Source organism: Streptomyces sp. SP17BM10, from assembly GCF_036322405.1.
Classification (GTDB): domain Bacteria; phylum Actinomycetota; class Actinomycetes; order Streptomycetales; family Streptomycetaceae; genus Kitasatospora.
This window is the reverse complement of record NZ_JAQYXB010000577.1, coordinates 148,311-170,385: the sequence shown is the minus strand read 5'-3', so window position 1 is coordinate 170,385 and position 22,075 is coordinate 148,311. Positions and strand designations below refer to the sequence as shown.

24 protein-coding genes are annotated in these 22,075 nt (G+C 70.8%); 23 read left to right on the top strand and 1 reads right to left on the bottom strand.

The features are described 5' to 3' along the window. Positions 1-95: 95 nt before the first annotated feature. The 19 genes from PUR71_RS17770 to PUR71_RS17680 all read left to right on the top strand — a co-directional run bounded on the left by PUR71_RS17770 (position 96) and on the right by PUR71_RS17680 (position 17,500). On the top strand, positions 96-1,184 hold the full coding sequence (locus tag PUR71_RS17770; RefSeq protein ID WP_329927983.1) for an LCP family protein: 1,089 nt from the start codon (positions 96-98) through the stop codon (positions 1,182-1,184). Positions 1,185-1,321: 137 nt separating this feature from the next. Then, complete coding sequence (gene rpmE, locus PUR71_RS17765) at positions 1,322-1,543, top strand: 50S ribosomal protein L31 (protein WP_329927982.1); 222 nt, start codon at positions 1,322-1,324, stop codon at positions 1,541-1,543. 112 nt (positions 1,544-1,655) lie between these two features. Continuing rightward, positions 1,656-2,750, top strand: a complete 1,095-nt coding sequence (prfA, locus tag PUR71_RS17760) for a peptide chain release factor 1 (RefSeq protein ID WP_329927981.1) — start codon at positions 1,656-1,658, stop codon at positions 2,748-2,750. Positions 2,751-2,811: 61 nt separating this feature from the next. Next, a complete protein-coding gene (prmC, locus tag PUR71_RS17755; RefSeq protein WP_329927980.1) occupies positions 2,812-3,678 on the top strand; it encodes a peptide chain release factor N(5)-glutamine methyltransferase in 867 nt (288 codons plus the stop codon). A gap of 49 nt (positions 3,679-3,727) precedes the next feature. After that, positions 3,728-4,375: an L-threonylcarbamoyladenylate synthase gene (locus tag PUR71_RS17750; protein ID WP_329927979.1), complete on the top strand. Its 648-nt coding sequence runs from the start codon at positions 3,728-3,730 to the stop codon at positions 4,373-4,375. A gap of 32 nt (positions 4,376-4,407) precedes the next feature. After that, a complete protein-coding gene (locus PUR71_RS17745; protein ID WP_329928152.1) occupies positions 4,408-5,046 on the top strand; it encodes an arsenate reductase/protein-tyrosine-phosphatase family protein in 639 nt (212 codons plus the stop codon). A gap of 139 nt (positions 5,047-5,185) precedes the next feature. Next, positions 5,186-6,466 carry a serine hydroxymethyltransferase gene (gene glyA / locus PUR71_RS17740; RefSeq protein WP_329927978.1) on the top strand — a complete coding sequence of 427 codons (1,281 nt, stop codon included), beginning with the start codon at positions 5,186-5,188 and terminating at the stop codon, positions 6,464-6,466. 238 nt (positions 6,467-6,704) lie between these two features. Beyond that, on the top strand, positions 6,705-7,985 hold the full coding sequence (locus tag PUR71_RS17735) for an MraY family glycosyltransferase (protein ID WP_329927977.1): 1,281 nt from the start codon (positions 6,705-6,707) through the stop codon (positions 7,983-7,985). A 298-nt stretch (positions 7,986-8,283) separates the two neighbouring features. Continuing rightward, positions 8,284-8,727 (top strand): hypothetical protein, encoded by a 444-nt coding sequence (locus PUR71_RS17730; protein WP_329927976.1) that lies wholly within the window; start codon positions 8,284-8,286, stop codon positions 8,725-8,727. Between the two features lie 303 nt (positions 8,728-9,030). After that, complete coding sequence (gene atpB / locus PUR71_RS17725; protein WP_329928151.1) at positions 9,031-9,828, top strand: F0F1 ATP synthase subunit A; 798 nt, start codon at positions 9,031-9,033, stop codon at positions 9,826-9,828. 93 nt (positions 9,829-9,921) lie between these two features. Further along, positions 9,922-10,158, top strand: a complete 237-nt coding sequence (gene atpE, locus PUR71_RS17720) for an ATP synthase F0 subunit C (protein WP_329927975.1) — start codon at positions 9,922-9,924, stop codon at positions 10,156-10,158. A gap of 34 nt (positions 10,159-10,192) precedes the next feature. Continuing rightward, entirely contained in the window at positions 10,193-10,753 is a 561-nt protein-coding gene (locus PUR71_RS17715) for a F0F1 ATP synthase subunit B (protein WP_329927974.1), read from the top strand. Next, entirely contained in the window at positions 10,750-11,565 is an 816-nt protein-coding gene (locus tag PUR71_RS17710; RefSeq protein ID WP_329927973.1) for a F0F1 ATP synthase subunit delta, read from the top strand. Before PUR71_RS17715 ends, PUR71_RS17710 begins: the two co-directional genes overlap by 4 nt. Positions 11,566-11,721: 156 nt before the next feature. Continuing rightward, entirely contained in the window at positions 11,722-13,296 is a 1,575-nt protein-coding gene (gene atpA, locus PUR71_RS17705) for a F0F1 ATP synthase subunit alpha (protein ID WP_329927972.1), read from the top strand. A 32-nt stretch (positions 13,297-13,328) separates the two neighbouring features. Further along, complete coding sequence (locus tag PUR71_RS17700; protein WP_329927971.1) at positions 13,329-14,240, top strand: F0F1 ATP synthase subunit gamma; 912 nt, start codon at positions 13,329-13,331, stop codon at positions 14,238-14,240. Positions 14,241-14,242: 2 nt separating this feature from the next. Next, complete coding sequence (atpD, locus tag PUR71_RS17695; protein ID WP_329927970.1) at positions 14,243-15,688, top strand: F0F1 ATP synthase subunit beta; 1,446 nt, start codon at positions 14,243-14,245, stop codon at positions 15,686-15,688. 184 nt (positions 15,689-15,872) lie between these two features. Continuing rightward, positions 15,873-16,256, top strand: coding sequence for a F0F1 ATP synthase subunit epsilon (locus PUR71_RS17690; protein WP_329927969.1), 384 nt, complete (start codon positions 15,873-15,875; stop codon positions 16,254-16,256). A gap of 148 nt (positions 16,257-16,404) precedes the next feature. After that, a complete protein-coding gene (locus PUR71_RS17685; RefSeq protein ID WP_218201846.1) occupies positions 16,405-16,905 on the top strand; it encodes a DUF2550 domain-containing protein in 501 nt (166 codons plus the stop codon). Positions 16,906-16,927: 22 nt separating this feature from the next. Continuing rightward, positions 16,928-17,500, top strand: a complete 573-nt coding sequence (locus tag PUR71_RS17680) for a cob(I)yrinic acid a,c-diamide adenosyltransferase (protein ID WP_329927968.1) — start codon at positions 16,928-16,930, stop codon at positions 17,498-17,500. A gap of 6 nt (positions 17,501-17,506) precedes the next feature. Here PUR71_RS17680 and PUR71_RS17675 read toward each other — a convergent pair whose 3' ends face one another. Further along, positions 17,507-18,106, bottom strand: coding sequence for a hypothetical protein (locus PUR71_RS17675; RefSeq protein WP_329927967.1), 600 nt, complete (start codon positions 18,104-18,106; stop codon positions 17,507-17,509). Between the two features lie 157 nt (positions 18,107-18,263). On the opposite strand from PUR71_RS17675, the gene PUR71_RS17670 reads away from it, so the two are divergent. From PUR71_RS17670 to PUR71_RS17655, 4 genes are all read left to right on the top strand, one after another. Next, complete coding sequence (locus tag PUR71_RS17670; protein WP_329927966.1) at positions 18,264-19,475, top strand: sensor histidine kinase; 1,212 nt, start codon at positions 18,264-18,266, stop codon at positions 19,473-19,475. Then, positions 19,472-20,122, top strand: coding sequence for a response regulator transcription factor (locus PUR71_RS17665; RefSeq protein WP_329927965.1), 651 nt, complete (start codon positions 19,472-19,474; stop codon positions 20,120-20,122). The genes PUR71_RS17670 and PUR71_RS17665 overlap by 4 nt, the downstream gene beginning before the upstream one ends. A 296-nt stretch (positions 20,123-20,418) precedes the next feature. Then, on the top strand, positions 20,419-21,288 hold the full coding sequence (locus tag PUR71_RS17660; protein WP_329927964.1) for a 3-hydroxyacyl-CoA dehydrogenase family protein: 870 nt from the start codon (positions 20,419-20,421) through the stop codon (positions 21,286-21,288). Between the two features lie 395 nt (positions 21,289-21,683). Continuing rightward, positions 21,684-22,007 carry an STAS domain-containing protein gene (locus tag PUR71_RS17655; RefSeq protein WP_329928150.1) on the top strand — a complete coding sequence of 108 codons (324 nt, stop codon included), beginning with the start codon at positions 21,684-21,686 and terminating at the stop codon, positions 22,005-22,007. The last annotated feature ends 68 nt before the right edge of the window (positions 22,008-22,075 follow it).

Sequence of the window (22,075 nt, the reverse complement as noted above, 5' to 3'; positions counted from 1 at the left end):
CGGGCCGGTCGCCCGGTCAGTCGCCGGGCCGTTTGTTCCAGAGTCGGGACAACTCGACCACATTGGTGACTCTTGTCCGATTTACCCTGGAGCGTATGGCCGAGCAGAAGAGCGTCCCGAGCAACCGCCGCAGAGTCCTGCGGGTGGTCGCCTGCGCGTCCGCCGCGATCGCCGTCCTCGGCGCCGGGGCCGCCGCGTGGGCGTACTTCACGCTCGACGGCAACATCAAGAGCGTCGACATCGACGCCCGCCTGGGCGAGGCCCGGCCGCCGGCCGCCACCGACGGCTCGTTCAACGTCCTCGTGCTGGGCTCCGACTCCCGGGCCGGCGACAACGGCGGCCTGGCGGGCGGGAACACCGGCGACACGGCGCGCTCCGACACCGCGATGGTCGTGCACGTCGACCAGGGCCATTCGGGCGCCGAGGTCGTCTCGATCCCGCGCGACACCCTCGTCGACCGCCCCGCCTGCACGGACGCGAGCGGCAAGCCCGTGCCGGCCCTCAAGCGCGCCATGTACAACAGCGCCTTCGAGACCGGCGGCGCCGCCTGTGCGGTCAAGACCACGGAGCAGCTCACCGGGCTGCGGATGGACCACTACGTCCAGGTCGACTTCGCCGGGTTCGCCCGGGTCGTGGACGCGATAGGCGGGGCCACCGTGACCACGACGGTGGCCATCCACGACAAGGACAGCGGGCTCGACCTCCCGGCCGGCGAGCACCACCTCGACGGGCAGCAGGCGCTCGCCTTCGTCCGCACCCGCCACGGCGTCGGCGACGGCAGCGACCTCGGCCGGATCGAGTTGCAGAAGCAGATGGTGAAGTCGCTGCTCCAGCAGAGCGGCGGCGCGGGCCTGCTCGCCGACCCGGTCAAGCTGTGGTCGATCGGCGACACCGTCACGAAGAGCATCACCACCGACTCGGCGCTCGGTTCGGTGAACGCGCTGGTGGGCCTGGCGCAGGAGCTCAAGGGCATCGGCCCGGACCAGCTGAGCATGGTGACCCTGCCGGTGGTCACCTCCCCCAGCGACTCCAACCGCGTGGTCGAGCAGCAGCCCCAGGCGAACCAGGTCTGGGCGGCGCTCAAGGCCGACCAGCCGATCCCGCAGGCGGTCGTGGCGGCCCAGCCCCAGAACCCCGCCCAGGCGGCCCCGACGGCCTCCCCGGCGGCCGCGGCGCGGCGCTGAGGGCGTCCGGAATAACCCGGAACACGACCCGGTTTGGGAAGATGCGGCCGGTCCTGGCAGACTGGACCGTCGGTCCCGGTTCACGAGCGGCATTCCAGCCGCCGACCCGGTGCCCTCCCGATACCTAGGAGAACCCCTTGAAGTCCAACGTTCACCCCGAGTACGTGGTCACCCGTGTGACCTGCACCTGCGGCGCCGAGTTCGTGACCCGCTCGACCGAGACCAGCGGCGAGATCCGCGCCGAGGTCTGCTCGCAGTGCCACCCGTTCTACACCGGCAAGCAGAAGATCCTCGACACCGGTGGCCGCGTGGCCCGCTTCGAGGCCCGCTTCGGCAAGCAGCACAGCGCGAAGGCCTAGCGCTCCCTCGGCGCCGGTTCCCGGTGCCCCCGTACTCGTTCCGGGGGCGCTGGGGACCGGCGCCGTTCGCGTCTCACCACTCCATCCGATCCCCGGGAAGAAGGCCACCCCCATGTTCGAGGCAGTCGAAGAGCTCCTCGTCGAGCACGCCGACCTCGAGAAGAGGCTGGCCGACCCGTCCGTCCACGCCGACCAGGCCAACGCCCGCAAGCTGGCCAAGCGGTACGCCGAGCTGACCCCGATCACCCGGGTCTACCGGGAGTGGCGACAGGCCGGCGAGGACATCGAGGCGGCCCGCGAACTCGCCGCCGAGACCGCTGATTCGGAGGAAGCCGGGGAGTTCATCGCCGAGGCGAAGGCCTCCGAGCGGCGTCGCGAGGAGCTCACGGAGGAGCTGCGGCTGCTGCTCGTGCCGCGCGACCCGAGCGACGACAAGGACGTCATCCTGGAGATCAAGGCGGGCGAGGGCGGCGAGGAGTCCGCGCTGTTCGCCGGCGACCTGCTCCGGATGTACCTGCGCTTCGCCGAGCGGATCGGCTGGAAGACCGAGATCATCGACTCCAACGAGTCGGACCTCGGCGGGTACAAGGACGTCTCGGTCGCGGTCAAGACCAAGGGCAACGCCGAGCCCGGCCAGGGCGTCTGGGCCCGGCTGAAGTACGAGGGCGGCGTGCACCGCGTGCAGCGCGTGCCGGCCACCGAGTCGCAGGGCCGCATCCACACCTCCGCGGCGGGCGTGCTGGTCACCCCCGAGGCGGAGGAGGTCGAGGTCGAGATCCACGCCAACGACCTGCGCATCGACGTCTACCGTTCGTCCGGCCCCGGCGGCCAGTCGGTCAACACCACCGACTCGGCGGTCCGGATCACCCACCTGCCGACCGGTATCGTGGCGTCCTGCCAGAACGAGAAGAGCCAGCTGCAGAACAAGGAGCAGGCGATGCGCATCCTGCGTTCGCGCCTGCTCGCGGCCGCGCAGGAGGAGGCGGAGCGGGAGGCCTCGGACGCCCGCCGCAGCCAGGTCCGCACGGTGGACCGCTCCGAGCGGATCCGCACGTACAACTACCCCGAGAACCGCATCTCGGACCACCGCACGGGCTTCAAGTCGTACAACCTGGACCAGGTCCTGGACGGCGAGCTCAACGCGGTGATCCAGTCCTGCGTCGACGCGGACGCGGCGGCCAAGCTCGCCGCGGCCCAACAGAACTGAGACCGGCGCCCCAGCGCCGGACAACCCCGCAGCCGGAGCGCAGAAACAAGAGGTCGTACGGATGAACCTGCTGCTCGCCGAGGTGGCCCAGGCCACCCAGCGGTTGGCCGCGGCCGGCGTGCCCTCGCCGCGCTTCGACGCGGAGGAGCTCGCCGCCTACGTCCACAACGTCAAGCGCAGCCAGCTGCACACGGTGAAGGACGCGGACTTCGACGCCCGCTACTGGGAGGCCGTCTCCCGCCGGGAGGCGCGCGAGCCGCTCCAGCACATCACCGGGCGGGCGTTCTTCCGTTACCTGGAGCTGGCGGTCGGCCCCGGGGTGTTCGTGCCCCGGCCGGAGACCGAGAGCGTCGTCGAGTGGGCCATAGACGCCGTCCGCGACATGGACGTCGCCGAGCCGCTGGTCGTCGACCTGTGCTCCGGCTCCGGCGCCATCGCGCTCGCGCTCGCCCAGGAGCTGCCGCGCTCGACCGTGCACGCCTTCGAACTCGACGAGGGCGCGCTGGAGTACACCCGGCGCAACATCGAGGCCAGCCCGGACCGGGCCCGCGTCACCCTGCACGCCGGCGACGCCACCGAGGCCTTCGCCGACGACCGCTCCTGGGACGGCCGCTTCGACCTGGTCATCTCCAACCCGCCGTACATCCCGCTCACGGAGTGGGAGTACGTCGCCCCCGAGGCCCGCGACCACGACCCGCAGATGTCGCTGTTCTCGGGCGAGGACGGCCTGGACACCATCCGCGGCATCGAGCGGGTGGCCGCCCGACTGCTGCGTCCGGGCGGCGCGGTGGTGATCGAGCACGCCGACCAGCAGGGCGGCCAGGTGCCGTGGATCTTCAACGAGGAACGCGGCTGGACGGACACCGCCGACCACCGCGACCTGAACAACCGGCCGCGCTTCACGACCGCCCGCAAGGCGTCGTTGTGACCGGCCGCGCCGTGAACGTCATGAGCCACTCCGGAAGGGGACCGCACCGATGAGCCGCCGCTACGACTGTGCCGATGCCGGGGACCGCGCCACCGGTCTGCGGGAGGCCGCCTCCGCGATCCGCCGCGGCGAACTCGTCGTGCTGCCCACCGACACCCTGTACGGCGTCGGCGCCGACGCGTTCTCGCCGGAGGCCGTGGCCGCGCTGCTGGCCGCCAAGGGCCGGGGCCGCAACATGCCCTCGCCCGTCCTGGTCGGCTCCCCGACCACCCTGCACGGCCTGGTCACCGACTTCTCCGAGCAGGCCTGGGAGCTCGTCGACGCCTTCTGGCCCGGTGGCCTCACCCTGGTCGCCAAGCACCAGCCCTCGCTGCGCTGGGACCTCGGCGAGACCCGCGGCACCGTCGCCGTCCGGATGCCGCTGCACCCGGTCGCCATCGAGCTGCTGAACACCACCGGCCCGCTGGCCGTCTCCAGCGCCAACAAGACCGGAGGCCCGTCCCCGGCCACCTGCGACGAGGCGCAGGCGCAGCTCGGCGACGCCATCTCGGTCTACCTGGACGGCGGCCAGGCCGACCACGCGACCGCCTCGTCCATCGTCGACGTCACGGGCAAGGTCCCGGTCCTGCTGCGGGCCGGCGCGATCAGCGTCGAGCAGCTGAGGGAGGTCGTCCCCGACCTGGAGGCCGGAAGTTGACACCCACCGCCTCGCTCCACGCCGGTCCGGGCATAGCGCCGTACCTGAGCGTGGGACCCAGGCCGCTGGACCACTTCCGGATCCTGTACGTCTGCACCGGCAACATCTGCCGCTCGCCGATCGCCGAGCGGCTGACCCGGCGTGAGCTCGACACCCGGCTCAGCCCCCGGGTGGCCGGGCGGATCCTGGTGGAGAGCGCCGGCACCTGGGGTCACGTGGGCGCGCCGATGGAGGACCACGCCGCGACCGTGCTCGACGAGTACGGCGCCGACAGCGGCGGCTTCACCGGCCGGGAGCTGCTGGACGAGCACGTGGTCGAGGCCGACCTCGTGCTCACCGCGACCCTGGACCACCGCGCCCAGGTGATCTCGATGGGCCACGAGGCGGGGCTGCGGACCTTCACGCTGAAGGAGTTCACCCGGCTGGTGCGGACGATAGACCCGGGCACCCTGCCCGACCCGCGCTGCGGCGCGGACGTCACCGAACGCGCCCGCGCGCTGGTGCGGGCCGCCGCCGCGCTGCGCGGCTGGCTGCTGGCCGCCACCCCGGAGTCCGACGAGGTGGACGACCCGTACGGGGCGCCGATCGGCATGTTCCGCAACTGCGGCGAGGAGATATTCCACGCGGTCGACCCGGTGGTCACCGCGCTCACCGGCGTCGCCGCGCGCTAGGGCCGCGGCACTGGCCGCTGGTCCTTCGGAGCACCTCCGCGCGCCCGCCCGGGTGCACCCGGCCCGCGTCGGCGAGCCGGCCGGGGGGCCCGGTCCTACGCTGGAGGGACCGACCCCCGTAGCGCCCGGGAGCACCGCCATGACCGTCACCGACGCCGCCTCCGGCACGACCACGACGACGGGGCGCCCCTGGGCGTCCGAGGCGCTGCACCGGGCCGATCCCCAGCTGGCCGACCTGCTGGCCGCGGAGGCCGAGCGGCGGGCCGAGACGGTCCAGCTGCTGGCAGGGGAGAACCTGACCTCACCGGCCGTCCTGGCGGCCCTGGGCGGCCCGCTGATCGACAAGTACGCCGAGGGGTACCCCGGACGGCGCCACCACACTGGCTGCGCGCTCGCGGACGCCGCGGAGCTCCTCGCGATCGACCGGGCGCGCGAGCTGTTCGCCGCCCCGCACGCCAATGTGCAGCCGCGGTCGGCGACTTCGGCGATGCTGGCGGCCTACGCGGCGCTGCTGCGGCCCGGCGACGGCGTGCTGGCGATGTCGCTGGAGCACGGCGGGCACCTGAGCTGCGGCTCGCGGGCGAACTTCTCCGGCCGGTGGTTCGCCTTCACCGGCTACGGCGTGCGCGAGGACGACGGGCTCATCGACCTCGACCAGGTGCGCGAACTCGCCCACCGGGTACGGCCGAAGGCCATCGTGGCGGGCTCGATCTCCCACCCCCGGCACCCCGACTGGGCCGCCTTCCGGGAGATCGCCGACGAGGTGGACGCCTACCTCATCGCCTCCGTCGCGCAGACCACGGGCCTGATCGCGGCCGGTGCGGCGCCCTCCCCGGTGCCGTACGCGGACGTCACGGTGGCGGCCACCCACAAGTTGCTGCGCGGGCCGCGCGGCGGCCTGCTGCTGTCCACCGCGGAGCTGGCCGAGCGGATCGACCGGGCGGTGTTCCCGTTCAGCCAGGGCGGTGCGGCGATGAACGAGGTGGCGGGCAAGGCCGTGGCGTTCGCGCAGGCGGCGACGCCCGACTACCGGGAGTACGCGCGGCGGACGGTCGCCGGGGCGCGTGTGCTCGCCGAGGGGCTCGCACAGGTCGGCATGCGCCCGTTGACCGGCGGGACCGACACCCACCTCGTGACGGCCGACGTGCGCCCGCTCGGCGTCACCGGGGCCGAGGCGGAGCGGCGCTGCGCGGCGGCCGGGCTGCTGCTGGGCAAGAGCGCCCTCCCGTACGACTCCGCGCCGCCTTCCGAGGGCTCCGGGATCCGGCTCGGCACCGGTACCGTGACCACACAGGGGATGGGCGAGCGGGAGCTCGCGGAGATCGCCGGGTTGATCGGGCGGCTGCTCGCCGGGGACGCGGTCGCGTCGGTCGGCGCGAGGGTGCGGGAACTGGCCCTCGCCTTCGCCGATCAGCGGTGAACGAGCGAAGCGAGAGAACCGATCGGGAGGTGCGCGCTTCGCGGAGCGACCGCCGGACGCAGCGAGGCGGGCGCACGGCGACGTATCCGGCCCTCCTACCCGGTAGGGCGAACCGCGATGCACGCCCACGGCGTCCGACTCAATAAGGTGTGTGCCGTGGCGACGCACCTCGAACCCCGGACAGGCACGGGAGTACCTTGGGTACCTTCCCGCAGGACAGTGACGCAGGAGGCCAGTGGTGCGTGAGTATCTGCTGGTGCTGTTCACCACCGCGGCCGTCACCTACCTGCTGACCGGCCCGGTCCGGAAGTTCGCGATCGCGGCCGGCGCCATGCCGCCGGTCCGGGCCCGCGACGTGCACCGCGAGCCCACCCCGCGGCTCGGCGGCATCGCGATGTTCGGCGGATTGTGCGCGGGCATCCTGGTCGCCTCCCAACTCGACAACCTGAGCAAGGTGTTCACCCAGGGCACCGACATCCGCGCGCTGCTGTCCGGCGCCGGGATCATGTGGCTGCTCGGTGTGCTCGACGACAAGTGGGGCGTGGACGCCCTGGTCAAGCTCGGTGGCCAGATGATCGCCGCCGGCGTGATGGTCTGGCAGGGCGTCACGGTGATCACCCTCCCGGTGCCCGGCGTCGGCGCGGTCGCGGTCAGCCCCACCCAGGGCATGGTCATCTCGGTGACGCTGGTCGTCGTCATGGTCAACGCGGTGAACTTCATCGACGGCCTCGACGGCCTGGCCGGCGGCATGGTCTGCATCGCCGCGATGGCGTTCTTCCTGTACTCCTACCGGCTCTGGTACGGCTACGCGATCACCGACGCCGCCCCGGCCGTGCTGTTCAGCGTGCTGCTGATCGGCATGTGCCTGGGCTTCCTGGCGCACAACATGCACCCCGCGCGGATCTTCATGGGCGATTCCGGCTCGATGATGCTGGGCCTGATGCTGGCCGTCGCCGCGATCTCGATCACCGGCCGGGTCGACCCGGACCTGATCAACAACGAGACCGGTTCGCAGACCGCCACCGTCCACGCCCTCGTGCCGATCTACATCCCGCTGCTGCTGCCGCTGACGGTCATCGCGCTGCCGCTGGCCGACCTGCTGCTCGCCGTCGTGCGCCGCACCTGGGCGGGCCAGTCGCCGTTCGCCGCGGACAAGCGCCACCTGCACCACCGGCTGCTCCAGGTCGGGCACTCGCACAGCCGGGCCGTGCTGATCATGTACTTCTGGGCGGCGCTGATCGCCTTCGGCACGGTGGCGTTCTCGGTCACCAACACCGGCCGCACGGTGGTGCTGACGCTCGCCGGGCTCTGCCTGGTCGGCCTGGTCGTGCTCCTCACGCCGCGGTTCCGCCCGCGCGCCCCCCGTGCGGTGCAGGCTTTCGTGCCGCCGCGCTACCGCCGGCAGCCCTCCGGTCCGATGGCTGAACTGTCGGCCAAGGACAAGCAACTTCTGGGTGAAGCCGGCCAGGGCTCCTCGGCCTCCTCCGAACACCACGGCCGGGCCACCGGGCGGCGCTAGCAAGGGAATTGACGTTACGCCGGATGGCTTCACCCGTTCGGCGGCACTCTTGCTCCGTCAGTGTGACAGGAGCCACACAATCATGGTAAAGCTCTCATCAAATAGTTTGTGATACCGTTCACGAGTACCGAGAACACGCCGAAAGACCTGACAGGTGGAGGACTTCCGTCCCCGGTCGGTCTCCCTCGACGGGCCCGCCGCTCCAGCGGGCGGCCCGGCGGCGGCCCCTCGGTCCGGTGCCCCCACCGAGTGTTCTGCCCCGTCCCCGTAACACCGACATGCCGCCGGAGCTGCCGACATGCCGTCCACCGACGCCCGGATCCTCCGAGGCGCCGCGATTCCCACTGCGGTCGCCGGGATCATCGCCATGGCGATCTCGTTCCCCGTCGCCGGTGGGAAGGCTCTGCTCGGCGCCCTGTTCGGCGCGCTGCTCGTGATGGCGTTCTTCAGCTTCGGCCAGGTCGCGCTCGACCGGCTGACCAGGTCGAACCCGCACATCATGATGGCCGCGGCCCTGCTCGTGTACACGACCCAGATCCTGCTGGTGGGCATCGTCCTCGCGGTCTTCAAGGACACCGAACTCTTCAACCGGCAGGCTTTCGCCTTCACCCTGCTCGGCTGCGCCCTCGTCTGGACGGGCTTCCAGGTGCGCGGCGCACTCAAGGCCAAGACCTTCTACGTCGTCCCCGACGCCTCCGAAAAGAAGGACGACAAGTCCTCCGGCTCGGGACGTCAACAGTGACGAGCCCCGACTGTCCCCCCAACGAGGGGGGCGGTGTTTATGCGCCACTGACGGGCTGCTATCGTCCGTCGCAACAACGGAGTACGGGAAGAGGCCAGGTCTGTCCTGACAGTGGACGGATCGCCCCCCGGATCCGCGCAGTCTTCGATGATCCCGCAGCAGTGCAGCGCACCGCCGCGCAGGATCCGCGAGAAACCCATCAAGTTCCAGTGCCGCTCCGTGGTCGCAGGCCACGCCGACACACCGAGGTTGCCGTAACCATGCGTCACGACGAAGGAGTCCGTGGTGAGTGCTGAACCACTCATGTCCCTCGCCTCAGGCAGTTGCCACTTCGGGGACGCTGGTTGCGGCTTCCCGGCTCCGGGCCTGAACGAGTTCGACTTCAAGCCGATCTTCACGATCGGCAGCTTCTACTTCAACAAGCCGATGCTGCTGTCGATGATCGTCGCAGTGCTTGTCGTCGTCTTCTTCTGGGCCGCCTTCGCCAAGCCCCGCCTGGTCCCCGGCAAGATGCAGCTCGTCGCGGAGATCGGCTACGACTTCGTCAAGCGCTCCATCGTGCTGGAGACGATCGGCAAGAAGGGCGAGAAGTACGTCCCGATGCTCGTCTCGATGTTCTTCTTCATCTGGCTGATGAACATCATGTCGATCATCCCCTTCGCGCAGTTCCCGGTCACGGCGGCGATCGCGTTCCCGGCCGGCCTCGCGGCGGTCGTGTGGATCACCTACATGACGCTGACCTTCAAGAAGCACGGTTTCGTCGGCGGATTCAAGAACCTCTGCTGGCCCTCGGGCATCCCCGGCTGGGTCATGTTCATCCTGGTGCCGATCGAGTTCTTCTCGAACATCTTCGTGCGCCCCTTCACGCTCGCGGTCCGAGCCTTCGCGAACATGTTCGCCGGCCACCTGCTGATCGTGATGTTCTCCATCGCCTCCTGGTACCTGCTCAGCCCGACCCTGGGCGCGCTGTACGGCTCGGCCTCCTTCATCGTGGCCGTCGCGCTGACCGCCTTCGAGCTGCTGGTCCAGTTCCTGCAGGCCTACATCTTCGTGATGCTGGCCAGCAGCTACATCGCCGGTGCCCTCGAAGAGTCGCACTGAGCCAGGGGGCTTCGGCCCCGACCCGAACCACATCCCGGATCGCCCGGTGGCCAATCACCACCGGTTCACCACCCCTGCAAAGGACACACGTCAATGAGCTTCATCGCTGAGGGCACTGTCTACGGTTCCGTCGCCTCCATCGGCTACGGCCTCGCCGCCATCGGCCCCGGCATCGGCGTCGGTCTGATCTTCGGTAACGGTGTCCAGGCCATGGCCCGCCAGCCCGAGGCTGCCGGTCTCATCCGTTCCAACATGTTCATCGGCTTCGCGCTGACCGAGGCGCTCGCCCTCATCGGCATCGTCATGCCGTTCGTCTTCGGCAACAAGTAATCCGCCGTAGACCCTTTCTGAGGAAGGTCCAGATATGAGCATGGCGATCGTCCAGCTCGCGGCCGAGGAGAAGATGAACCCTCTCCTCCCCGCGTGGCCCGAGATCATCATCGGCCTGCTCTGCTTCTTCATCGTCTTCGGTCTGCTCGGCAAGAAGCTCCTCCCCAGCATCGAGAAGGTGCTGTCGGAGCGCCGGGACGCGATCGAGGGCGGGATGGAGCGCGCCGAGGCCGCTCAGGCGGAGGCCCAGGCCCTGCTTGAGCAGTACCGCGCCGAGCTCGCCGAGGCGCGTCACGAGGCTGCCCGCATCGTCGAGCAGGCTCGCGAGCAGGGTGCCGCCCAGCTCGCCGAGATGCGCGAGGAGGGCCAGCGTCAGCGCGAGGCCATCGTCGCCGCCGGCCACGCGCAGATCGAGGCCGACAAGAAGCAGGCGACTGCCGCCCTGCGCCAGGACGTGGGCTCGCTGGCCTCCCAGCTGGCCTCCCGCATCGTGGGTGAGTCCCTCGAGGACCACGCCCGCCAGAGCGGAGTCATCGACCGCTTCCTGGACGAGCTGGAGGCCAAGGCCGCCGTTGCTCAGGGTGCGGCCAAGTGATCGGCGCAAGCCGTGAGGCCCTCGCCGCCGGGCGGCAGAACCTGGAGAGCCTGACCGACTCCACCTCGGTGGACGCGGTCAAGCTCGCCGAGGAGCTCACCGCCGTCACGGTCCTGCTGGACCGCGAGGTGTCGCTGCGCCGCGTCCTGACCGACCCGTCCCGGTCGGGGCAGGACAAGGCCCAGCTGGTCTCCTCGCTGCTGACCGGCCAGGTCTCCGGCGAGACCGCCGACCTGGTGGCCGGCCTGGTCCGCTCGCGCTGGTCCGGCTCGCGCGACCTGGTCGACGCGACCGAGCAGCTCGCCGCGTACGCCGAGGTCATCGCCGCCGACAAGGCGGGCGCGCTGGACGACGTCGAGGACGAGCTGTTCCGCTTCGGCCGCGTCGTGGCCGGCTCGCACGAGCTGCGCGCCGCGCTGACCGAGCCGAAGGCCGGCACCGCCGCCAAGGCGGGGCTGATCAAGAAGCTGCTCGGCGGCCGCGCCAACGCGGGCACCGTCCGGCTGGTCACCGCCCTGGTGAACGCGCCGCGTGGCCGTAGCCTGGAGCAGGGCCTCGAGTCCTACTCGAAGCTCGCCGCCGCGCGTCGCGGCCGGGTGGTGGCCCTGGTCACCACCGCGGTGCCGCTGTCGGACGCACAGAAGGAGCGCCTGTCCGGTGCTCTGGGCCGGATGTACGGCCGCCAGGTCCACCTGAACATCGACGTCGACCCCGAGGTCGTCGGTGGTGTCCGGGTGCAGATCGGCGCCGAGATCATCGAGGGCACCGTGGCGAGCCGTCTCGAAGGCGCTCGCCAGTCGCTCGAAGGCTGAGCACCCAAGCAGCACATCCGACCCTCGGTCGGGAAACCGGCTCCCAACGGAGCCGGCACATCGTACGGCCGGTTCGGCAGACCCGGCCGAGAGTCGAATACTTGCGGCCCTCAATGGCGGGCCGAGGATCGCAAACTAGGAGAGCAGGGAAGCCTGATGGCGGAGCTTACGATCCGTCCGGAGGAGATCCGGGACGCGCTGGCCGACTTTGTCCAGTCGTACCAGCCGGACGCCGCTTCTGTGGAAGAGGTCGGCACGGTCACTGACGCGGCGGACGGCATCGCGCATGTCGAGGGTCTCCCCTCGGTCATGGCGAACGAGCTGCTGAAGTTCGAGGACGGCACGCTCGGCCTCGCGCTGAACCTCGACACCCGTGAGATCGGTGTCGTCATCCTCGGTGAGTTCGGCGGCATCGAAGAGGGCCAGACCGTGCGCCGCACGGGCGAGGTCCTGTCCGTGCCGGTCGGCGACGGCTACCTCGGCCGCGTCGTGGACCCGCTGGGCAACCCGATCGACGGCCTGGGCGAGATCGCCTCCACCGGCCGCCGCGCCCTGGAGCTGCAGGCCCCCGGCGTCATGGTCCGCAAGTCGGTCCACGAGCCGATGCAGACCGGCATCAAGGCCATCGACGCGATGACCCCGATCGGCCGCGGCCAGCGCCAGCTGATCATCGGCGACCGCCAGACCGGCAAGACCGCCGTGGCGATCGACACGATCATCAACCAGCGCGACAACTGGCGCTCGGGCGACCCGAAGAAGCAGGTCCGCTGCATCTACGTCGCCGTCGGCCAGAAGGGCTCCACCATCGCGTCCGTCCGCGGCGCCCTGGAGGAGGCCGGCGCGCTGGAGTACACCACGATCGTGGCCGCTCCCGCCTCCGACCCGGCCGGCTTCAAGTACCTCGCCCCGTACACCGGTTCGGCCATCGGCCAGGAGTGGATGTACGACGGCAAGCACGTCCTGATCATCTTCGACGACCTGTCGAAGCAGGCCGAGGCCTACCGCTCCGTCTCCCTGCTGCTGCGCCGCCCGCCGGGCCGCGAGGCCTACCCGGGTGACGTCTTCTACCTGCACTCCCGCCTGCTGGAGCGCTGCGCCAAGCTCTCCGACGAGCTGGGTGCCGGCTCGATGACCGGTCTGCCGATCATCGAGACCAAGGCCAACGACGTCTCGGCGTACATCCCGACCAACGTCATCTCCATCACCGACGGCCAGTGCTTCCTGGAGTCCGACCTGTTCAACGCCGGCATCCGCCCGGCCGTGAACGTCGGCATCTCGGTCTCCCGCGTCGGTGGCTCGGCCCAGATCAAGGCGATGAAGTCGGTCGCCGGCCGTCTGCGCCTGGACCTCGCCCAGTACCGCGAGCTGGAGGCCTTCGCCGGCTTCGGCTCCGACCTGGACGCGGCCTCCAAGGCCCAGCTGGAGCGCGGTGCGCGCATGGTCGAGCTGCTGAAGCAGGGCCAGTACCAGCCGTTCCCGGTCGAGGAGCAGGTCGTCTCCATCTGGGCCGGCACCACCGGCAAGCTGGACGACGTCCCGGTCGCGGACATCCGCCGCTTCGAGCGCGAGTTCCTGGACCACCTGCGCCTTCAGCACAAGGACCTGCTGGCCGGCATCGTCGAGACCAGCAAGCTGGAGGACGGCACCATCGACGCTCTCACCAGCGCGATCGCCGCCTTCAAGCAGGGCTTCACCACCGCCGACGGCAAGCTCCTCGGCGAGCAGGCCTGAGTCCGGTAACGAGGGAAAGGACGTAACGACCCATGGGAGCACAGCTTCGGGTCTACAAGCGCCGGATCCGCTCTGTCACCGCGACGAAGAAGATCACCAAGGCGATGGAGATGATCTCCGCGGCGCGCATCGGCAAGGCGCAGCGCGCGGTGGCCGCCTCCACCCCGTACGCCGATGAGCTCACCCGGGCGGTGACGGCGGTGGCCACCCGGTCCAACGCCAAGCACCCGCTCACCACCGAGAACCCGAACGCCACCCGCGCCGCCGTCCTGCTGATCACGGCGGACCGCGGCCTGGCCGGCGGTTACTCGTCCAACGCCATCAAGGCCTCGATGGTGCTCTCCGAGCGCCTGCGCGGCGAGGGCAAGGACGTCGTGACCTACATCGTGGGCCGCAAGGGTCTGTCCTACTACACCTTCCGCAACCTCGCGGTGGGCCAGTCGTGGACGGGCTTCTCGGACAAGCCGGGCTACGGTGACGCGAAGGCCGTCGCGGCCGAGCTGATCGAGGCCTTCACGGCCGAGACCGGTGGCGTGGACGAGATCCACATCGTGTCGACCGAGTTCGTCTCGATGCTCACGCAGAACGCGGTCGAGGCCCGGCTGCTGCCGCTGAAGCTGGACGAGGTCCAGCAGGGCGACCAGTCGGCCAAGACGGAGATCTTCCCGCTGTACGACTTCGAGCCGTCGGCGGAGGGCGTCCTCGACGCGCTGCTGCCGCGGTACGTCGAGAGCCGGATCTACAGCGCGCTGCTGCAGTCGGCCGCCTCCGAGCACGCCGCACGTCGGCGCGCGATGAAGAGCGCGACGGACAACGCCGGCGAGCTCATCAAGTCGCTCACGCGGCTTGCCAACTCGGCCCGTCAGGCCGAGATCACCCAGGAAATCAGCGAGATCGTCGGCGGTGCCAACGCCCTCGCCGACGCTAGCCGCGGGAGCGAATGAGTATGACCACCACTGTTGAGCCGACCACGGCGACGGGCCGCGTCGCGCGGGTCATCGGCCCGGTCGTCGACGTGGAGTTCCCCGTCGACGCTATTCCGGAGATGTTCAACGCCCTGCACGTCGAGGTGGACAACCCCGACGGCTCGGGCAAGAAGACCCTCACCCTCGAGGTCGCCCAGCACCTCGGCGACGGCCTGGTCCGCGGCATCTCGATGCAGCCGACCGACGGCCTGGTCCGTGGCGCTCAGGTCTCCGACACGGGTGCCGCCATCTCGGTGCCGGTCGGCCAGATCACCAAGGGCAAGGTCTTCAACGCCCTCGGCGAGGTGCTGAACGTCGACAAGGCCGAGTTCGACTCGCAGGTCGAGGTCCGGTGGCCCATCCACCGCAAGGCCCCGAACTTCGCCGAGCTCGAGTCGAAGACCGAGATGTTCGAGACCGGCATCAAGGTCATCGACCTTCTCACCCCGTACGTCCAGGGTGGCAAGATCGGTCTGTTCGGTGGTGCCGGTGTCGGCAAGACCGTTCTGATCCAGGAGATGATCTACCGCGTCGCCGAGAACTTCGGTGGTGTGTCGGTGTTCGCCGGCGTCGGCGAGCGCACCCGTGAGGGCAACGACCTCATCCACGAGATGGTCGACTCGGGCGTCCTGGACAAGACCGCGCTGGTCTTCGGCCAGATGGACGAGCCGCCGGGCACCCGTCTGCGCGTCGCGCTCTCCGCGCTGACCATGGCGGAGTACTTCCGTGACGTCGAGAAGCAGGACGTGCTCCTCTTCATCGACAACATCTTCCGGTTCACCCAGGCCGGTTCCGAGGTGTCGACCCTGCTCGGCCGCATGCCCTCCGCGGTGGGTTACCAGCCGAACCTGGCCGACGAGATGGGCCTCCTGCAGGAGCGCATCACCTCGACCCGCGGTCACTCGATCACCTCGATGCAGGCGATCTACGTCCCCGCGGACGACCTGACCGACCCGGCCCCGGCCACCACCTTCGCCCACCTGGACGCGACCACCGTTCTGTCGCGCCCGATCTCGGAGAAGGGCATCTACCCGGCCGTCGACCCGCTGGACTCCACGTCCCGCATCCTCGACCCGCGGTACATCGCGCAGAACCACTACGACACGGCCGTCCGCGTCAAGGGGATCCTGCAGAAGTACAAGGACCTGCAGGACATCATCGCCATCCTCGGTATGGACGAGCTGTCCGAGGAAGACAAGATCACGGTGCACCGCGCCCGTCGCATCGAGCGCTTCCTCTCGCAGAACACCTACGTGGCGAAGCAGTTCACCGGCGTCGACGGCTCGACCGTTCCGCTGTCGGAGACCATCGAGGCGTTCAACGCGATCGCGGACGGCAAGTACGACACCGTCCCGGAGCAGGCCTTCTTCATGTGCGGTGGCATCGAGGACCTCGAGAAGAACGCCGCCGAGCTGGCGAAGAAGTAATCGCGGCCGGTAGCAGCAGAGTGACCGTGAGGGGTGGCCCCCGAGCCTGGGGCCCACCCCTCACGTCGCATCGGCTGTGATTCCGGTCAAATCCGTGCCGCCGGTTTCATGCCGGGGGCGCGGGGCCGTTATTCTTACCGAAACTCCCGAGTGATCGGGGGTTGCATGAGCCTAGGAGCCCACGTTGGCTGAGCTGCACGTCGAGCTGGTCGCAGCCGACCGCAAGGTGTGGTCCGGTGCGGCCACCATCGTCGTCGCCCGTACGGCCTCCGGTGACACCGGCATCATGCCGGGTCACACCCCGGTGCTGAGCGTGCTGGAGACCGGCCCGGTCACCATCCGCACGGTGGACGGCGGCACCGTCGTCGCCGCGGTGCACGGCGGCTTCATCTCCTTCGCCGACAACAAGCTGTCTCTGCTCGCGGAGATCGCCGAGCTGGCGGACGAGATCGACGTCGCCCGCGCCGAGCGCGCGCTGGAGCAGGCCAAGTCCGACCTGGACGCGCACGCCGAGCGTCGCGCCGAGGTGCGCCTGTTCGCGGCGCGCGGCCTCAAGGCGCACGTCTGAGTACGCCGGACCCCGCCTCGGCGGGGTCGACCGACTGTCCCGGGGACGCGCGAGCGTGACCCCGGGACTGTCGTCTCAGTTGGTAGGTCAACGCGGTCGCCTTGTACGACCGATACGGGGAACGCGGGTAGCGAGGAGGTAGGTGAGCATGGTCCTCGCCCTCGTGGTGTGTGCGGCGGTCGTGGCACTCGGTGTGATCGGCCTGGTCGCGTTCGCGGTACGGCGCCGCCTCATCCAGCGGGTGGGCGGCACGTTCGACTGCAGCTACCGGCTCAAAATGCCCGCCGACGCCTCGACGCAGCCCGACCTCGACGAGAACGGCAAACCCACCTCGGCCCCGGTCCCCCAGACCGACGGCAAGGGGTGGGTTTTTGGTATCGGCCGGTACAGCGGCGACTCGATCGAGTGGTTCCGGGTCTTCTCGTACGCCCCGCGCCCGCGCAAGGTGCTCCCGCGCCGGGAGATCGAGGTGCTCGGCCGGCGCTACCCGGAGGGCCAGGAGGAGCTCGCCCTGCTCTCCGGCTCGGTGGTGCTGCGCTGCCTGCACAACGGGGCCCCGCTGGAGCTCGCGATGAGCGAGGACGCGCTCACCGGCTTCCTGGCCTGGCTGGAGGCGGCCCCGCCCGGACAGCGGGTCAACGTCGCCTGACCGGCCCGGTTAGTCTGGCCGCATGGTCAATCTGACGCGCATCTACACCCGTACCGGCGACGACGGCACCACCGCGCTCGGCGACATGAGCCGGACCACCAAGACCGACCCGCGCCTGGTCGCGTACGCCGACACCAACGAGGCGAACGCGGCGATCGGCGTGGCCATTGCCGCGGGGGCGCTGGCGCAGGACGTCGTCACCGTGCTCACCCGGATCCAGAACGACCTGTTCGACGTCGGCGCGGACCTCGCGACGCCCGTCGTCGAGAACCCCGAGTACCCGCCGCTGCGGGTCCTGCAGTCCTACATCGACCGGCTCGAAGGCGACTGCGACCACTACCTGGAGCAGCTGGAGAAGCTGCGCAGCTTCATCCTCCCCGGCGGCACGCCCGGCGCGGCCTACCTGCACCTGGCCTGCACGGTGGTGCGGCGGGCCGAGCGGGCCACCTGGGCGGCGATCGAGACGCACGGGGACACCGTCAACCCGCTGACCGCCAAGTACCTCAACCGGCTCTCGGACCTGCTGTTCATCCTGGCCCGGGCGGCCAACAAGGAGCGCGGCGACGTCCTGTGGGTGCCGGGGGAGAACCGCTAGCGCCGATCAGGGCAGCGGGGCCTTCTCCGGGGCGGGCCGCTCGACCGGCCGGCCGTCGACGACCGTCACGCCGGCCGGCGCCTCCTTGGGCCAGATCGAGTAGCAGCCGGCCACGACGAGGTTGACGACGGCGGCGATGCCCAGCTTCCAGTACCACTGGGCGAAGGTCCCGAAGTGGGCGCTGCCGCCGGAGAGCGGGACGAGGAGGCCGATCAGGCTCAGGGTGATCGCGGCCGAGACGACCGTGCGCCGGGCGATCCGCCACTCGTGCGCGGTCCGCTCCGGGCCGTACTCGGGGGCGGGCAGCGGCTTGGGGCCGCCGGCGAAGCGGTGCAGGAAGTGCCGGTCGGCCCAGGCGACCAGCGAGGGCCCGTAGCCGACCGAGAAGCCGACGTAGCTCGCCGCCAGCGCGTGCATCCAGCTCGCCTCGGCGCCGCCCCGCAGGTTCAGGACGGTCAGCGCGTACAGCGCGAGGTCCACCACCGGCAGGCCGATCAGCAGCACGGTGCTGGTGCGGCGCCACCGCAGGAGGTAGCGGGCGCCGAGACCGAGGCCGAGCACCAGCCACCAGGAGATCTCGGCCGCGACGATGAGGGTGACGATCACGTTCTTCTCCCGGACTGTTCGGCGGTGGTTCCAGCCTCGTGCGCGTCCGCGTCCGCGTCGTCGTCGTGGAGTGCCGTCCCCGCGTGCATCTTTCGATGTAGCCGGATCCTCCGCGCACCGGATCAGGACGGTCCGCCGGGGATGGTGAGATGGGAGCGTGCTCCGTCCGTCCCTGCCACCGCGCGCGCTGGACCGCCTGATCGCCCTCTGCGGGCTGCTCGGCGGTGCGGTGCTGATCGTCTTCAAGGTGTACGACCGGCCCGACGACATCCCGCTGCCGGCGGTGGTGGCGCCGTTGCTGGTGATGTCCGCGCTGGAACTCGTCCGGCGGACCAGGCCGGTCCTGGCGGTCTCCCTCGGCGGGCTCGCCTTCGCGGGCGGGATCCTCGCGGGCAGCCTGCTGGCGACGACCATCATGTACACCGATCTGCTGTACGCGGCGGTGATCTACGGCACCGCCCGGATGTCGCGCGTGCTGCACCTGACCGGTGGGGTCACCGTGCTGGTGCTCTCGACCCTGGCGCTGATCTACGGCGGCACGCCGTCCGGGCTATTGGTGGTGGTGGTCAGTTCGCTGGTCTTCCTGGCGCCGGTGTGGACCGGGGACGTGGTGCGCAAGCACCGGCAGGAGGCGGAGACCGAGCGGCTGCGCGCCGAACAGACCGCGCTGCTGTCCGAGATGGACCGACGCGAGGCCGTCGTCGCCGAACGGTCCAGGATGGCAAGGGAGTTGCATGACGTCGTGGCCAACCACCTGTCGGCGATCGCGATCCACGCGACCGGCGCGCAGTCCGTCGCCCGGCGCCAGCGGCGGGCCGAGGACGACCCGCTGGTCGAGGTGCTCGCGGTGATCCGGGAGAACAGCGTCCAAGGATTGGCCGAAATGCGTCGCATGATCGGACTGCTCCGGGACAGCGGCGGGGGAGAGGCCGACGAGTCCTACGCGGCGCCCGACCTCGCGGCGGTGGACGCGCTGCTGACGAAGGCCCGCGCGGCCGGCCGGGACGTCGGACTGGAGTTCGAGCTGAGCGAGCACGGCGAGCGCGTCGAGGTGCCGGTGCCGGTCGGCCTGGCCGCGTACCGGATCGTGCAGGAGTCGCTGACCAACGCGCTCAAGCACGCCGGGCCCGGCCTGGTGCGGCTGCGGCTGGACTTCGGGGCGCAGGAGCTGCGGATCGCCGTCGACAGCCCGTACCGCGCCGAGGAGGGCCGCGGGCTGCCCGGGGCGCGGGCCGGGCTGGTGGGCATGTCGGAGCGGGCCGGGCTGCTCGGCGGCAGCTTCGAGGCGGGGCCGCAGGACGGGAACTGGAGCGTGCGCGCGGTGCTGCCGCACGCGCAGGGGAGCGAAGGGAACGAGGGGCGCGCGTGACGATTCGGGTGCTGGTGGCCGAGGACCAGGCCGCGGTGCGGGCGGCGCTGGTGATGATCCTGCGGGCCGAGCCGGACGTCGAGGTGGTCGGGCAGGCCGCCGACGGCGAGGAGGCCGTCCGGCTGGCCCTGGAGCTGCGGCCGGACGTGGTGCTGATGGACGTGCAGATGCCGCGCCTGGACGGGGTCTCGGCGACCCGCGAGGTGGTGGCCGCCGGGGCGGCCCAGGTGCTCGTGCTGACCACCTTCGACCTGGACGAGTACGTGTACGGCGCGCTGCGGGCCGGCGCGGCCGGGTTCCTGCTCAAGGACCTGGAGGCGGACACCCTCGTCGAGGGAATCCGGACGGTGGCGCGCGGGGACGGCATGCTGGCGCCCTCGGTGACCAGGCGGCTGATCGGCACCTTCGCCCGGCCCGACCGGGCGGTGGGGCCGGACACCCGGGAGGCGGTGGCCGGGCTCACCCCGCGCGAGCGCGAGGTGCTGGCCTGCATCGGCGCCGGGCTGTCGAACGGGGAGATCTCCGCCCGGCTCGCGATGGCGGAGGCGACCACGAAGACGCACGTCAGCCGGATCCTCGCCAAGCTGCGGCTGCGCAGCCGGGTGCAGGCGGCGATCCTGGCGCAGGACCTCGGATTGGCGATCTGACCATCAGACGTGTCGGTGCCGGTCGGTGCCCGTGGGTGCCGTGGGCGAATTGGTTCACCTGACCAGGTCAGTTGCAGATCACACTCCCGATTGCTATTGCACGGACGAAATGGGCATTAGAGTCCCCGCGTGAACGAGCGGAGCGAGTGAACCGATCAGGGGGCGCGCTTCGCCGGAGCGACCGTCGAGCGCGAGCGAGGCGGGAGAATGAGCGACGCGGCTCTTGGCGGTGACCCCTGCCCCGAGCCGCTTTCAGGGCCCGCCCGCGAGGCGGCGACGGCATCGGGAGACCCGCCATGAGCAATGCGTCCAGCAAGCAGATCGCCGTGATCGGTGCCGGCCTGATGGGCGCCGGCATCGCCCAGGTGTCGGCCCAGGCCGGCCACCCGGTGGTGCTGCGGGACGTCACCGACGAGGCGCTGCAGCGCGGCCTCGCCGGCATCCGCTCCTCGTACGAGAAGTTCGTCGCCAAGGGCCGGATGAGCGCGGAGGACGCCGAGGCCGCCCTCGGCCGGATCACCACCACCACCGACCTGGGCGCCGTCGCCGGGGCCGACATCGTGGTCGAGGCCGTGTTCGAGAAGCTGGAAGTCAAGGAGGCCGTCTTCCGCGAGCTCGACAAGCTCGCCAAGGACGGCGCCGTGCTCGCCTCGAACACCTCCGCCATCCCGATCACCCGGATCGCCGCCGCCACCCAGCGTCCGGAGTCCGTCATCGGCGTGCACTTCTTCTCGCCGGTGCCGCTGATGAAGCTGGTCGAGCTGGTCCGCGGCTACAAGACCAGCGACGAGACGCTGGCCACCGCCCGCGCCTTCGCCGAGGGCGTCGGCAAGGAGGTCGTGGTGGTCAACCGCGACGTGGCCGGCTTCGTCACCACCCGGCTGATCACCGCCCTGGTCGTCGAGGCCGCCAAGCTGTACGAGACGGGCGTGGCGACCGCGGAGGACATCGACAAGGCCTGCCGCCTCGGCTTCGGCCACCCGATGGGCCCGCTGGAGACCGCCGACCTGACCGGCGTCGACATCCTGCTGCACGCCGCCCGCAACATCTACGAGGAGACCCAGGACGAGAAGTTCGCCGCCCCGGAGGTCATGGCCCGCATGGTCACCGCCGGCGACCTCGGCCGCAAGAGCGGCCGCGGCTTCTACGGCCACGAGGGCAAGTAACCCACGAGGCCGTCGGGACGGGCGGGCCGGGCGATCGGAGCATCGTACGGCCGCCCCGCCCGGGGCGGGTGAGTTTCCTCACGCCGGGTGCCGCAGACGGGTGATTTGGGCGGTAATCGAGCGTAGGTGTGGAGACTACCTGCGTATATTCCCTCGGACGAGTGAAGTTGCTTCAGATCTGACCGCAACCAGCAACCTGCGGTGCTGGTTCGCCGTCAGATGAGGGGCCCAGGTTCGAACGAGGAGTGGCCGGCCCCGGGCGCGTCGACGCCGAGGCCGACCCCGGGCGAGGGGCCACGGCCCGCCCGGGCGGCACCCCGCTCCCCGGCCCGGCGCGGCCGGGGCGGACCCACACCCCCGACACCACGACCGGCCGGGCGAAGGAGGAGGAGAGCATGCGCATCACCGGCGACCACAGGGCGCTGGCCATCGAGGGCCGCCTCGACGTGCGCACCGCCGCCGACGCGCGGGTCCGGCTCCACCAGGCCGTGGACACCGGCCTCGGCGACCTCGTGCTCGACCTCGCCCGGCTGGAGTTCTGGGACGCCACCGGCCTCGGCGTCATCATGGGCACCCACCGCCGGGCCGGCCGGATCGGCCGCCGGCTCGTGCTGCGCTCCGTCCCGGCCCAGCTCCAGCGCCTGCTGGTGGCCACCAAGCTGCACCGCATCCTCGCGGTGGACGGCGGCGTCGCCGAGGCGCACGGGGTCGGTCTCTGAGCGCACGCCGCACGCCGCACGGCGTTCCGCGCGACCGCTCCGGGGGCGCACGAAGCCCCCGTGCGGCG

Excerpts from the sequence above, each read along its gene's own strand:
- atpE (WP_329927975.1), top strand. The coding sequence starts at position 9,922 with ATGAGCTTCATCGCTGAGGGCACTGTCTACGGTTCCGTCGCCTCCATC.
- PUR71_RS17730 (WP_329927976.1), top strand. The coding sequence starts at position 8,284 with ATGCCGTCCACCGACGCCCGGATCCTCCGAGGCGCCGCGATTCCCACT.
- PUR71_RS17660 (WP_329927964.1), top strand. The coding sequence starts at position 20,419 with ATGAGCAATGCGTCCAGCAAGCAGATCGCCGTGATCGGTGCCGGCCTG.
- prmC (WP_329927980.1), top strand. The coding sequence starts at position 2,812 with ATGAACCTGCTGCTCGCCGAGGTGGCCCAGGCCACCCAGCGGTTGGCC.
- prfA (WP_329927981.1), top strand. The coding sequence starts at position 1,656 with ATGTTCGAGGCAGTCGAAGAGCTCCTCGTCGAGCACGCCGACCTCGAG.
- PUR71_RS17715 (WP_329927974.1), top strand. The coding sequence starts at position 10,193 with ATGAGCATGGCGATCGTCCAGCTCGCGGCCGAGGAGAAGATGAACCCT.
- PUR71_RS17700 (WP_329927971.1), top strand. The coding sequence starts at position 13,329 with ATGGGAGCACAGCTTCGGGTCTACAAGCGCCGGATCCGCTCTGTCACC.
- PUR71_RS17655 (WP_329928150.1), top strand. The coding sequence starts at position 21,684 with ATGCGCATCACCGGCGACCACAGGGCGCTGGCCATCGAGGGCCGCCTC.
- PUR71_RS17770 (WP_329927983.1), top strand. The coding sequence starts at position 96 with ATGGCCGAGCAGAAGAGCGTCCCGAGCAACCGCCGCAGAGTCCTGCGG.
- PUR71_RS17685 (WP_218201846.1), top strand. The coding sequence starts at position 16,405 with ATGGTCCTCGCCCTCGTGGTGTGTGCGGCGGTCGTGGCACTCGGTGTG.
- glyA (WP_329927978.1), top strand. The coding sequence starts at position 5,186 with ATGACCGTCACCGACGCCGCCTCCGGCACGACCACGACGACGGGGCGC.
- PUR71_RS17680 (WP_329927968.1), top strand. The coding sequence starts at position 16,928 with ATGGTCAATCTGACGCGCATCTACACCCGTACCGGCGACGACGGCACC.
- atpB (WP_329928151.1), top strand. The coding sequence starts at position 9,031 with ATGTCCCTCGCCTCAGGCAGTTGCCACTTCGGGGACGCTGGTTGCGGC.
- PUR71_RS17750 (WP_329927979.1), top strand. The coding sequence starts at position 3,728 with ATGAGCCGCCGCTACGACTGTGCCGATGCCGGGGACCGCGCCACCGGT.
- atpD (WP_329927970.1), top strand. The coding sequence starts at position 14,243 with ATGACCACCACTGTTGAGCCGACCACGGCGACGGGCCGCGTCGCGCGG.
- atpA (WP_329927972.1), top strand. The coding sequence starts at position 11,722 with ATGGCGGAGCTTACGATCCGTCCGGAGGAGATCCGGGACGCGCTGGCC.